General features: G+C 74.1%; 8 protein-coding genes. 1 reads left to right on the top strand and 7 read right to left on the bottom strand.

The window, feature by feature from the left end:
* Positions 1-15 precede the first annotated feature (15 nt).
* The 5 genes from murJ to recN all read right to left on the bottom strand — a co-directional run bounded on the left by murJ (position 16) and on the right by recN (position 6,738).
* Entirely contained in the window at positions 16-1,722 is a 1,707-nt protein-coding gene (murJ, locus tag ACWD5O_RS33540) for a murein biosynthesis integral membrane protein MurJ (protein ID WP_450087743.1), read from the bottom strand.
* Between the two features lies 1 nt (position 1,723).
* The gene (locus ACWD5O_RS33545) at positions 1,724-2,590 is read right to left on the bottom strand and encodes a hypothetical protein (protein WP_450087744.1); all 867 of its coding nucleotides are present in this window, start codon (positions 2,588-2,590) and stop codon (positions 1,724-1,726) included.
* A 121-nt stretch (positions 2,591-2,711) separates the two neighbouring features.
* Positions 2,712-3,656, bottom strand: a complete 945-nt coding sequence (locus ACWD5O_RS33550; protein ID WP_450087745.1) for a copper transporter — start codon at positions 3,654-3,656, stop codon at positions 2,712-2,714.
* A 27-nt stretch (positions 3,657-3,683) separates the two neighbouring features.
* Positions 3,684-4,862 (bottom strand): putative cytokinetic ring protein SteA, encoded by a 1,179-nt coding sequence (gene steA, locus ACWD5O_RS33555; RefSeq protein ID WP_354968499.1) that lies wholly within the window; start codon positions 4,860-4,862, stop codon positions 3,684-3,686.
* A gap of 118 nt (positions 4,863-4,980) precedes the next feature.
* Positions 4,981-6,738 carry a DNA repair protein RecN gene (gene recN / locus ACWD5O_RS33560; RefSeq protein ID WP_450087746.1) on the bottom strand — a complete coding sequence of 586 codons (1,758 nt, stop codon included), beginning with the start codon at positions 6,736-6,738 and terminating at the stop codon, positions 4,981-4,983.
* A 101-nt stretch (positions 6,739-6,839) separates the two neighbouring features.
* Here recN and ACWD5O_RS33565 point away from each other — a divergent pair, with 101 nt between their 5' ends.
* Complete coding sequence (locus ACWD5O_RS33565) at positions 6,840-7,862, top strand: helix-turn-helix domain-containing protein (protein ID WP_354968501.1); 1,023 nt, start codon at positions 6,840-6,842, stop codon at positions 7,860-7,862.
* Between the two features lie 43 nt (positions 7,863-7,905).
* Here the strand turns inward: ACWD5O_RS33565 and ACWD5O_RS33570 are convergent, their stop codons facing one another.
* Together ACWD5O_RS33570 and ACWD5O_RS33575 are read right to left on the bottom strand one after the other, a co-directional pair.
* Positions 7,906-11,628 (bottom strand): S8 family serine peptidase, encoded by a 3,723-nt coding sequence (locus tag ACWD5O_RS33570; protein WP_450087747.1) that lies wholly within the window; start codon positions 11,626-11,628, stop codon positions 7,906-7,908.
* Positions 11,629-11,854: 226 nt separating this feature from the next.
* The gene (locus tag ACWD5O_RS33575; RefSeq protein ID WP_121656375.1) at positions 11,855-12,739 is read right to left on the bottom strand and encodes an NAD kinase; all 885 of its coding nucleotides are present in this window, start codon (positions 12,737-12,739) and stop codon (positions 11,855-11,857) included.
* Positions 12,740-13,051: the final 312 nt, after the last annotated feature.

Genomic DNA, 13,051 nt, shown 5'->3' on the forward strand with positions numbered 1-13,051 from the left:
GCTCACTCCTCGCGCTCACCGGACCACCGTCTCCTTCCCGTCGTCCTGCTCCGGGGGGACCGCGCCCGGCGTCGGCGTATCGGCCCGGTCCCGCGAACCGCGCCGTCCCGCCCGGCCCAGACGCCGCAGCACCCCGGCCAGCAGCGGCCGTACGTCCCGCCGGTCGACGAACCAGACCACGGCGAGGAACACGACCCCAACCAGAACCCCGGACAGCATGCCCTGACCGAGTGCCGCCACCATCGTCGGGGTGCCGCCGCCCGGCGTGTCGAACCACCGGGTGAGGCCGAGCCCGGCGAGCGCGGCGAGCACTGCGGCCAGAGCGCCAGCCGCGCCGGCCCGGGTCGCGCCGGCCAACGCCGTACGGCCGGCGCCGCGCCACACCGCCGCGAGCAGCAGCGCCCCGAGCACCAGCATTCCCACCGAGTTCGCTGCCGTCACCGCGAGTACCCGATCCCGCAGCGGCAGCAGCACGCCGAGCAACAGGACGGCGGCGGGAACCACCAGCCAGCCGACCGCCGTGGCGACGGTTGCCGCCCGGGTTGCCCCCCGGGCGTAGAGCGCCCGGGTGAGCACCGCGAAGAGGCCGTAGCCGAGCAGACCCGGCGCGAACCCGATGATCGCGGCGGCGGCGGTCGAGGCGGTGGCCGCGTTGCTGAAGAAGACCTGCCCGATCGACCCGGCGGTGCCAATCAACGCGGCCGCGCCGAGGCAGCTGAACAGGAGCACCCCACGCACGGCCGGGGCGAGGGTCGCCCGGTAGGTGTCCTCGTCCCCGGCGGCGCGGGCGGCGGCCAGGGTCGGGTACGCGGCGATGGCCAGCGGCACGGTCAGCACCGCCCAGGGCAGCAGATAGACGGTCTGCGCCAGGTTGTACACCCCAGGGTTGGTCTGCGCGCCGTAGGTGACCTGGTGAAGGCTGACGATCAGCGCGATCTGCTGCGTGGTGACGGTGACCGCGCCAGCCACTGCCAGGCCGCCGACCCGGGCCCGCGCGTCGGAGGGGAACCCGAACCCGGGCCGCAACCGCAGGCGCAGCCGCCGCATCGGAATCAGCAGCGACAGCGACAGCACCACCACGCCGAGGGTGGTACCGGCCGAGAGCAGCAGCTCGCCGCCGGGAGTCACCCCGCCGACCGTGGCCAGTCGGCCCTGGGTCGAGGTGAACCCCAGGTAGACGACGATCACGGTGAGGCTGGACAGCAGCGGGGCTAGCACCGGCCAGGCGAAGCGTCGGTGCGCCTGGAGCACCCCGGTGAGCACGATGCCGACGCCGTACAGCGGCAACTGCGGGGCGAAGACCCGCAGCATCCGGGTCCCGCTCTGCTGCTGGGCGGCGGTCAGGCCGTCGCCCAGCGCCCCGATCACCGGCCCGGCCAACAGCACGACCAGCAGCGCGAGCGGCACCAGCAGAGCCAGCGTCCAGGTCAGCAACGCCCCGGTGGTCCGGGCCACCGCCGTCCGGTCGCCGGCGGCGACCGCACCGGCCAGCAGCGGTACGACCAGGCTGGCCAGCGCTCCCCCGGCGACAATCTCGAAGATGAAGTTCGGCACCGCGTTGGCCACCACGTAGGCGCCGCCGAGGTCGGTGGGCGCCAGGCTCCAGGTGAACACGGCGGTACGGCCGAAGCCGGCGAGCCGGCTGAGCACGGTGAGGACGGCGATGAGCGCGGCTGCCCCGGCCAGCCGGCCGGCGCCGGCGAGGGGTGCCGGTCTGGTCACGTCAGTCGGCGCGCCGGCCCAGTGCGTCGAGCTCCCGCAGCCCCGGGGTCCCCTGGATCACCGAGGTGAAGCTGACCTTCTCGCTGGCGGCGGTGAGGCCGGCGAGAACGGCGAGCAGCCCGGCGCGGCCGAGCGGGCCGGTCCGGGCGGCGAGCGCGACGCCGAGCACCGCGCCGAGGGCGTTCGCGCCGCTGTCGCCGAGCATCACGTCCTCGGCCAGGTCGTCGCGGAGCAGACCGGCGGCCGCGCCGGCCGCGCCCGCGGCGATCCCGCCGTGCGGGCCGCCGCTCAGGGGCGCGCCGAGCAGCAGCCCCGACTTGATGGCCCGTCCGGGGCGTAAATCGAGCAGGTTGAGCAGGTTGGCGGTGCCGGCGATCACCCCGGCGCCGAGCAGCACGTCGACGCCGCGGCCGAACGCGCCGTGGCGCTGGCGGCGGGGGTGCGCGGCGACCCGGGGATCGGCGGCGAGCAGCGCGGCGGCGCCCAGCCCGGCGGCGCCCACCCCGACGACCTTGACCAGCCCGGCGGTGACCCGTCCCTCGCGCAGCGCGGCGAGGTGACCGGTGAAGCCCTTCGCGGTCTTCTGCTCCGGGCGGGCGCCGACCACGTCGTCGTACAGCCCGACGCCGCCCGCGCCGAGGCCGGCGACCAGGGCGGCTCCGCCGGAGGCGGCGCTGGTGGCGCCGAACGCGCCGGCTGCGGCCGCACCGGCGGCGAGCGCCGGCCCGGCGGCCAGGGTCACCGGGCGGCCGCGGAAGTTGGTGCGCTCCAGCGCTGGCCCGATCGGGGCGGTACGCACCTCACGCAGCGCGTACCGGGCGGCGGCGGCGCCGGCTCCGGCGATCAGCAGCCGGCCGAGCGCCTTCACGCCACCACCTCGCTTCGCTCGGCGGCGGCGGAAGACGCCGCCTTGCTGTACCTCAGGTTCGCTCGCTGCGCTCGCTCACGCGCCGCCTCGTCGGTTTCGGACACGGGGGTACGTCGTTCGCTCACTGGGGCAGTCTAGGCAACAGGCCGGAGGCGGCGTTGTCGCCGACGCCGTACTGGCCGGCTTTCTTCTCGGTGAGCTGCTGCGCCAGGGCGAGGCCGCTGACGAACTGGCCCTGCACGGTGTTGGCGTTGTCGACCGTGGAGATGGTCTGGGAGAGCACGGGGTCGCCGCGGACCACGGCCACCACGTTACCGCCGGTGGAGCCGTTGCCGCTCACCACGATCGATCCGGTCCGGTCGAACTGCTCGGCGATCTTGACGACCGACTCGTCACGCTTGTCGGAGTCCTTGTCGACGTACGGTTGCCCGCTGACCACGACGACGGCCTCGGCCGACCCGGTGACCTTGTTGTCGTCGGTGGTCAGGTAGCCGGCGTTGTTGTAGGCGGCGAGTACCGCCCGCCGGTCGGCGTCGCTGACCGGCGCGGTGCCCTGGGCCCGGTCCAGCAGGACGCTGGCCAGCAGGGCGCTGGAGGTCTCCACGCCGTGCCCGTTGCCGGGCAGGCCGGTGGTCTGCGCGGTCGGCCGGGCGGCGGTGACGGCCAACTCCAGCAGGTTGGAGTTGTTGTCCGGGTTGATGAACTTGTCCTGCAGGTCGACCCGGCCGGTGATGGTGGCGCCGGCGAGCTGAATCTTCTTGAGCACGCCCTCGGTGTGGTCGCGCCCGTTGGGCAGGCTGAGCACCAGCACGCGACGGCCGGTGAGGGTGCCCGGGAGGACGACCTGGGACACCTGCTCGGCGAACTCCTCCTCCAGCCCGAGCTGCTTCTCCATGCTGTTGACCTGCTGACGCCACTGCTGGTTGTCCTTGCGCAGCCCGGTGACCTGCTCCTTGAGCGAGTCGGCGACCGGGCCGTTGAGGGCGGCCGTGCCGACCACCAGGCCGATCGCCAGAGCCAGGAAGACCGCGGTGAGGGACACCACGTGGTAGCGGAAGTTGATCACGCTTGCAGCCTCTTGATCGGTCGGGAACTAGAAGAGCCGGTACAGCTGGAACACCAGATTGTCCCACCACTCGGCGGCCACGCCCAGGTATGCCTTCCCGACGGTGGAAACAGCCACCGCGGAGGCCATCGCCGCGACCGCCGACAGCACCAGCAGCAGCAGCGACGAACCGGAGATGCTCTGCCGGTAGAGCCGACTCACGCCCTTGGCGTCGACCAGCTTGCCGCCGACCTTCAGCCGGGTCAGGAACGTCGAGGCCATCCCACCGCGGCCCTTGTCCAGGAACTCGACCAGCGTGGCGTGGGTGCCGACCGCGACCAGCAGCGAGGCGCCCTTCTCGTCGGCCAGCAGCATGGCCAGGTCCTCGCTGGTCGCCGCCGCCGGGAAGGTCACCGCCGGGACGCCGAGGCCGCTGACCCGGGGCAGCCCGGGCGCCCGCCCGTCCGGGTAGGCGTGCACGATCACCTCGGCGCCGCAGCGCAGCACGTCGTCGGTCACCGAATCCATGTCCCCGATGATCATGTCGGGGGTGTATCCGGCCTCAACCAGCGCGTCGGCGCCACCGTCGACGCCGATCAGCACCGGCTTGAACTCCCGGATGTACGGGCGCAGCACGTCCAGGTCGGCCTTGTAGTCGTAGCCGCGCACCACGATCAGGCAGTGCCGACCCTGGATCTGGGTCTCGATGTCCGGCACGCCCACGCCGTCGAGCAGCAGATCGCGCTCCTGGCGGAGGTAGTCCATGGTGTTGGCGGCGAACGCCTCCAACTGCACCGACAGCCCCTCCCGGGCGTCGGCCATCGCCTTGGCGACCGACTCGGTGTCCTGCAGGCTGCCGTGCGCCACCGGCTCGTCGCCGGCGAAGACCGTGTTGCCCTCGATGCGCACCTGGTCGCCCTCGCGGATCCGCTCGAAGACGCCCTCCCCCAGGTCGTCCAGGAGCGGGATGCCGGCGGCGATCAGCACCTCCGGGCCGAGGTTCGGGTAGCGGCCGGAGACCGAGGGCTTGGCGTTGAGCACCGCCCCGACACCGACGGCGACCAACGAATCGGCCGCCACCCGGTCCAGGTCGACGTGGTCGATGACCGCGATGTCACCGGGCCGTAGCCGACCGACCAGGCGTTTTGTCCGGCGATCGAGGCGCGCGGTGCCGAGGACTCTGCCCGGCTCCGCGATCCGGTTCCGGCGCAACGTGGGTAGACGCATCGTGACCATCCTGGCATGTGAGGCAGCTTTTCTGTCGCGACATGCCTGAGCAGGGCCGCCTACCCAGGGAAGCACACGTCGGCGCAAGCCGGTGTGCTTGCGCCCACAATACGCGGCGTCACGGCCGCCGTTCCTTGGCCGCCACGGCCAGAAGCTCCTCGGCGTGGGCGATACCCAGATCTGAATCTGGCAAACCAGCGAGCATCCGAGCCAGCTCCCGGGCCCGCTCAGTGTCCTCCACCACCCGCACACCGCTCGTGGTCACCGCGCCGCCCGTGTCCTTCGCCACCACCAGGTGCCGGTCGGCGAACGCCGCCACCTGCGGCAGGTGGGTGACGACCAGCACCTGGTGGCTGCGGGCCAGCCGGGCCAGCCGCCGGCCGATCTCCACCGCCGCCTGACCGCCGACCCCCGCGTCGACCTCGTCGAAGACCAGCGTGGGCGGGCCACCCGAACCGGCGAAGACCACCTCGATGGCGAGCATCACCCGGGACAGCTCACCGCCGGAGGCGCCGCGCTGCAACGGCAGCGACGGCGCGCCCGGGTGGGCCAGCAACCGCAGCTCCACCTCGTCGCCGCCGTCCGGGGCGATGCCCACCTCGGCGCCGTTGACCGGCAGCGACGGCTCGGACCGTCCGGCCGGGCGGGGCAGCACCGCGACCTCGATCCGGGCGTGCGGCATGGCCAGGCCGGCCAGCTCGACGGTGACCTGATCGGCGAAGCGGACGGCCGCCTCCTGTCGGGAGACCGACACCCGACCGGCCAGATCGGCCACCTCGCCCGCCAGCCGCTGCCCCTCGCGCTCCAACTCGTCGAGCAGGTCGTCGGAGGTGTCCAGGTCGGACAGTCGGGTGCGGGCCCGCTCGGCCCACGCGATCACCCCGTCGACGTCGTCGGCGTACTTGCGGGTCAGCGCGCGCAGCGCGGCCCGCCGCTCGTAGATGTGCTGCAACCGGGCCGGATCCGCGTCGAGCGTCGCCAGGTACGCCGACAGCTCGGCGGAGACGTCGGTGACCAGGGTGGCCGCCTCCTCCAGCCGGGCCGCCAGCTCACCGAGCGCCGGATCGGTGCCGGACTGCGCCTCCAGGGTGCGCCGGGAGGTGCCCAGCAGCGCCGTCGCGTCCGGTGTCTCGTCGGCCGCCTCCGCGCCGCCGGCCAGGCACTGCTGGGCCACCTGCGCGGCCGTACGCAGCCCCTCGGCGTGCTCGAGGCGCTGCGCCTCGGCCTTCAGCTCGTCATCCTCACCGGGCTGCGGATCGACCCGGGTGATCTCGTCGAGGCCGAGCCGCAGCAGGTCGGCCTCCTGGTTGCGCTCGCGGGCGTTGCGGCGGCGGTCGGCCAGGTCGTCGACGATCCGCCGCCAACCGGTGTACGCCTCGCGCAGCGCGTCGAGCAGCTTCTCGTGCGCCGGGCCGGCGAACCGGTCCAGTGCCGCCCGCTGCTCGGCCGGGCGCAGCAGCCGCAGCTGGTCGGACTGGCCGTGCACGGCCACCGCCTGCTCACCCACCTCACCGAGCATCGACACCGGCATGCTCCGGCCACCGAGGTGGGCACGGGACCGGCCCTCCAACGTCACCGTGCGGCTCAGCAGCAGCGAACCGTCCTCGTCGGGGTCGCCGCCGGCGTCGGTGATCCGGGCGTACACCGCGTCGGCGACCCGGCCCTGCAGGCGCAGCCGCCCCTCCACCACGGCCCGCCCGGGCTGGGCACGGACCCGCCCGGCGTCGGCCCGACCCCCGAAGAGCAGGCCGAGGCCGGTGACCACCATCGTCTTGCCCGCACCGGTCTCGCCGGTGATGACGTTCATCCCGCCGGTCAACGGCAGCGTGGTGTCCTCGATGACGCCCAGTCCGGTGATGCGCAGCTCTTCCAGCACAGCAACCGACAGTAGACGCGTGGCCCGACACTTGACCAGCCGACGCAGCCGCGGGCAGGTCGCCGTACGGCCGGCACCGGGCCGACGTACAGTTCTGCCCCGTGTTGGACGTGATCGGCCTGACCCCGGCTGAAGAGGAGCTCTACCGCTGCCTGCTCCAGCTCACCACGGCCCGGATCGACGAGCTGGTCCAGCGGCTGCAACGCCCGCGGGCGCAGGTCGTCGCGCAGGTCGAGGCCCTACGGATCAAGGGCCTGGTGCTGCCCACCGACACCGACCCGGACGCCCCGCTGCGCCCGAGGGCACCGGACGTCGCCCTCGGCGCGGCGCTGCTGCGCCGACAGGAGGACCTGGAGGCGGCCCGGCGGCGGGTCACCCAACTGGCCGAGGAGTACCGGTCCGGGCTGCGCCGTCACCACGGTGACCACCTGGTCGAGGTGATCACCGGGGCGCGGATGCTCCGGGACCGGCTCCGCGATCTGCAGAACTCGGCGCGTACCGAGGTGCTCTGGTTCTGCCGGACGAACCCCCTCGCGATGGCCGGCCCGGAGAACGTCGAGGAGTTCGACGCGCTGGCCCGCGGGGTGAACTACCGGGCCATCTACGAGCGGGACCTGCTGCTGGAACCGGGCGCGCTGGCCGACCTGGCCAAGGGGGTCGCCGCCGGCGAGCAGGCCCGCGTCCTGGACCGGCTGCCGGTCCGACTCGCCATCGTGGACGCCCGCACCGCCATCTGCCCGCTCGTGCCCGACCGCGACGGCGGCGAGCCGAGCGCCGCCGTGATCGGCCGCAGTCAACTGCTCGACGCGCTGCTCGCCCTCTTCGAGAGCCACTGGCGGGTGGCGACCCGGCTGCGCCTGGACGACCCGCTGGCCGTGCCGGCGTCCGAGAGCCGCAGGCCCGACGACCCCGACGACCACCCCGGCGACGGCTACCGACCGGACGCCGACGAGGCGCGGCTGCTGTCGCTGTTCGTGGCCGGGGTGCCGGACAAGTCCATCGCCTCGCAACTCGGGGTGAGCCGTCGGACCGTGCAGCGCCGACTCGCCGACCTGATGGCCGCCGCCGGCGTGGACACCCGGCCCGGGCTGGCCTTCCAGGTCGCCCGGCGGGGCTGGATCTGAGCGAAGGGGCGGGACGGCCCACGGCCGCCCCGCCCCGCGCGCGTCAGCGCAGCCCGTACGCGTCGACCACGGTCTGGTCGACGGTGTTACCGGCCCGGTCGCTGCCGTGCACCCGCAGGGACACCGTGCCCCGGCCGGCCGGGACGGTGGCGGTGTACCGGGTGCCGGAGCCCTTCACCGGCACCTTGCGCCAGGTCTTCCCGCCGTCGAAGGACACCTCGACCCGCAGGCTGGTGCCGGTCGGCGCCGGCACGCCCGCCGGCTGGCGCAGGCTCAACCCCAGCCGGTGCGTCCGACCGCCGGCCACCTGGCCGCGCAGGTCGGCCGGGACCTGGTAGTCGACCTGAAGCAGCGGCAGCGGCCGGGCCTTCTCCTCGGCCGGGCGGGCCGAGGTGAACTGCCAGGCCGTCTCGGTACGGGTGGCGTAGCGCCACTCGTCCGAGGACCGCCGCGTGGTCAGGTCGAGCCGGTAGCGGGCCGACTCCGCCGTGGTGTGCACCGGTGCCCACCCGCCGGAAAGGTCGGCGATCTGCTTCCCGTCCCGACTGAGCCGGGCCTCGACGGAGTCCGACTCCTCGCTGCCGCCGGCCGGACTGTAGTGCCCGTCGGCGTCGACATACTCGGCCACCCGCAGGTCCAACGTGTCCCCGGCGCGGGACGGCACCGGCACCGCAGCGCCGGCCGGGACGGCCGGACGGACCACCGGGACGTGCCAGCTCTCGGTGTCCCGGTCGTCAGCGTCGTACCGCCGGGGCTGCTGGGTGAGCCCGCCGAGCAGACGACCCCAGGACCAGGTGAGCTTGTGCAGGACCTGGTGCTGCCACCAGTTGTCACCGGCGCTGACGAACTCCTGCCGGGTGGTGCCGGTACGCACCAGCCGCTGGTCGTCGTTCCAGGAGGTCTCCTGCCACGGACGCCAGCCGAACCGCTGCTCGGTGGCCCACTCCGAACCGCCGACGTCACCGTAGCGGGCGGTCACCTCGGCGGTGTTCTTCGCGGTGACCGTGTGCACGATCCGCTCCGGCACCCGACCCTTCGAGACCTGCCACACGTCGTACAGGTACGGGCTGTCCACGGTCAGCGTCAGGTCCAGCGTCGCGCGGCCCTTGCGGACCGTCGCGATCAACCGCTGCCCGTCGTCGTACGCCACCGCCATCGCGGGCACGGGAAGCCGGTCACCCACCGGGTTCCAGACGGTCCACGCGCTGAAGTCCGCCGGGCGGACGATGAGCACCGACTTCGCACCGGCCGCCGCGGCCGCCGCGATCTGCTCCTCCTCGGAGACATCCGGGCTGCCGCTGAGCAGTGCCGCGGCGCCCCGCACCCCGGCCAGCTCGGCGGGGGTGCCGGTGCCCGCCCAGACCAGCGGCAGCTTCTGCCGTCCGGTCGGCGCCGGCGAATAACCCATCAGGTTGATGTCCAGCGGACCGGAGAATCCGCTGATCCGGGCGTCCACCATCGGTGCGACCAGCTGCCAGCGCGAGGCGAACTCGAATTCGCCCTGGCGCACCGCGCCGGTCGGCGTGACGTTGACCTGCTGGATCGTGCTGAAGGTCATCACGCCATGGTCGACCTGCCGGCCGTTGCCGAAGACCCGGTGCTCGTAGAAGCTGATCGCGGCCCGCTGCTCAGTCGGCTTCGGCGTCTCGATCCGCACCGGAGTGCCCTTGCGCGGGTCGAGCACCACGGTGACGTCCCCGGTGACCATCAGCTCCGGGTCGGTGACCAGGGTGATCTGCTCGTCCAACGGAGCGCCGTGCTCGATCAGCGCCTCGACCAGGTAGGGGCCCTCCTCGACCTGCACCTGCGTCTCGCCGCCGGCCCAGCCGATGTAGTCGGACTCGGGGTGCTCGCCGAAGAGGGTGAGCACCGGCGACATGCCCGGCTGCCCCTGCATGTCCAGCACCCGGAAGGTGACCGTGTGCTGCGGGCCGCTCAGGGTGAGCCCGACCGCCGTACGCACCGCCACGCCGTCCGCGCCGGTGGCCACCAGCCACCCGCCGTGCGGGCCACGGTCCAGCTTCGCCGGGTCGGCGCGCAGCGGAACCGCCACGCTGCCGCCCGCCGGCACGGTGACCTCGCCGCCGCCGACGGTGACCCCGTCGGCCTCGGCCGCGCCGCTGTCCAGGTTGCGCAGCTCCAGGGCCAGCCGCAGGGTCTGCGGGGCCGCCGTGCCGTTGGTGTACGTGACGGTCCGCTCGACCGCCGCACCGCCGGTGGACACCCGACCGAAGTCGGCGGTGCCCGAGCCGTACACCCGCTGGCTGAGCGCCCGGGCCACGTCGACCCGGCCGCCGCCCTGCTCGAAGACGGTCAGCTCCGGGTTCGCCTTCGTGGTGCTCACCAGCGCGTCCTTGAGCTTCCCGGCCGTCCAGTCCGGGTGTTCCTGGGCGAGGATCGCGGCCGCGCCGGCGACGTGCGGGGTGGCCATCGAGGTGCCGGACGCCGTCGTGTACGCGTCCCCCACCGGCGTACCCATGGTGGTGCCAGCGGCCCGGGCGGCGATGATGCCGACGCCCGGCGCGGTGATCTCCGGCTTGAGGCCGTTGTCGCCGAGCCGCGGGCCGCGGCTGGAGAAGTCCGCGAGGTTGTCGTCGCGGTCGACCGCGCCGACGGTGAGCGCCGCGGCGGCCGCGCCCGGCGAGCCGACGGTACGCGCCGCGCCCTCGTTGCCGGCGGCGATGACGAACAGGGCCCCGGTCTCGGCGGTCAGGTCGTTGACGGCCTGGCTCATCGGGTCGGTGCCGTCGGTGGCGGAGCCGCCGAGGCTCATGCTGACGACCTTCGCGCCGGAGTGGGCGGCCCACTCCATGCCCGCGATGATGGACGATTCGTAGCCGGAGCCGGCGTCGTCGAGCACCTTGCCGACCAGCAGTCGCGCGCCGGGGGCGACGCCCTTGCGCAGCCCGGCGGAGGCGGCGCCGCTGCCGGCGATGGTGGCCGCCACGTGGGTGCCGTGGCCGTGCCCGTCGTTGGCGCTGCCGCTGCCGGAGAAGTCCTGCGCCTCGGTGATCCGCCCGGCCAGGTCGGGGTGGGTGGCGTCGACGCCGGTGTCGAGCACCGCCACCTTCACGCCGTTGCCGTCCCGGCCGGCCGCCCAGGCCGCCGGGGCGCCGATCTGCGGCACGCTGTGCTCCAGCGTCGGGCGGACCTTCCCGTCCAGCCAGATCCGGGCGACGCCGGCGCCGAGCCGGGCCTGCGCACCGGCGGTACGGGCCTGCGGGGTGCCGCGCAGCGTCGTCCACAGGCCGCCGAGGTCACCCTTGCCGACCCGCAGCGCCGCGCCGTTGATGCTCTCCAGCGGCCGGGCGTCGGTGGCGCCGGCGAGCGGCCGGACCCGGCCGGCGGCCGGCTCCTGGTAGCGCACGATCAGCGGCAGCGCGCCCTGCGCGGCGTCGCCGTACCCGTCGGCGGCCAGCTCCTGCACGTCGAACAGGTTCGGGTCGAGCACCCCTGCGGAGACGTACGGCACGACGTCGCTGGGCAGCACCCGCAGCCCGCCGTCGGCCTCCACGGTGTGGAAGGTGATCCGCTCGCGGCCGGGGCCGGGGCGGACGGTGGCGGCCAGCCGGCCGGGCGCCGCCTGCACCAGTGCGACCTGGTCGCCGGTGATGAGGGTGATGTGGACGGGCGCGGTACCCGGGACGGTCGGACCCGGGTTCGGGCCGGTGGGCCGGGCGGGCGGGTCGGCGGACGCCGGTGCGGCGAGCCCGACGACCAGCGCGCCGACCGCGCCGGCGGTCAGCCAGCGTGGGGGCCATTGCATGCGATGCGCTCCTCTACTCCAGGGGGGCCGGTCTCAGGGAGATCGACCGATCGGAGTCTGCGACGCAGCGCGTCGGCTGGTCACTAGCTGCGGTGCGCCGCACCAGCGACATGTCGCCAGGTGGACATCGGGCGGCGGACGGCGGGCCGTCGGATGTCCGGCGGGTTTCCACCGGACATCCGGGATCCCGTCGCCCCGTCGAGGCGATGCCGTGCCGGGCGGCGGGTCAGCGGCGAGAGCCGCGCCAGCCGTGCACGGGCAGCCCGAACTTGGCGACCAGCCGGTCGGTGAACGGGCGGGCCCGCAACCGGACGATGCGCACCGGCAGCGCGCCCCTGCGCACCGTGACCCGGGCGCCGGGCGGCAGGTCGTAGACCCGTCGCCCGTCGCAGCAGAGCACGGCGAGGGTGGTGAACGGGTCGACGGTGATCACGAACGTGGACGTCGGGGCGGTGACCAGCGGACGGCTGAACAACGCGTGCGCGCTGATCGGCACCAGCAGCAGCGCCTCCACCTCCGGCCAGACCACCGGCCCGCCGCCGGAGAACGCGTACGCGGTGGAGCCGGTCGGGGTGGCGCAGACCACGCCGTCGCATCCGTAACGGGACAGCGGCCGGCCGTCCACGTCGACGAGGAGTTCGAGCATCTGCGCCCGCTCGCCCTTCTCGACGCTGATCTCGTTGAGCGCCCAGGACTCGATGGTCGGGCCACCGTCGAACTCGGCCGTGACATCCAGGGTGAGCCGCTCGTCCACCGTGTAGTTGCGCCCGACGACGTCACGGACCGCGGTGTCCAGGTCGTTGATCTCGGCCTCGGCCAGGAAGCCCACCTTGCCAAGGTTTATGCCGAGCAGAGGCGCCTTCGCCGGACGGGCCAGCTCGGCCGCGCGCAGGAACGTGCCATCCCCGCCGAGCGCGAAGACGATCTCGGCGCCCTCGGCGGCCTCCGGGCCGGCGACCGGCACCACCCCGGGCAGGTCGAGGTCGTCGGCCTCCTCGGCGATCACCCGGACCTCGAACCCCGCGGCGATGAGATCGGCGGCGACGGCGCGGGCGTGCTCGGTGCTGCGCCGACGGCCGGTGTGGGTCACCAGCAGCGCGGTCCGGCTCATCGCAGCGGCCGCCCGTCCACGGCGGGACGACGCCCAGCCGTCGCCGTCGCCGCCCCGGTGCGACCGCGTGTCCCGCGCGCCGTCCCGGAACGCTCGCTGCACGCGTTCATCCTGCGACCTCCTCCGCCGCCGCCGCGTCCGGCACGTCGCCGGTCGTCGTCAGGCCGTCCGGCCCGGCCGCCACCACGGCCCGCACCCGCTGCGGGTCGGCCGGCGGTTAGTCTCCCTGTGCAGCAGTTCGGCACCGACCCGCTGGAGCTGCCGATCGATGGTCAACTCCCCCGCGTCGAGGTCGACATCAGCCCAGGTGAG

Source organism: Micromonospora sp. NPDC005161 (assembly GCF_053599855.1).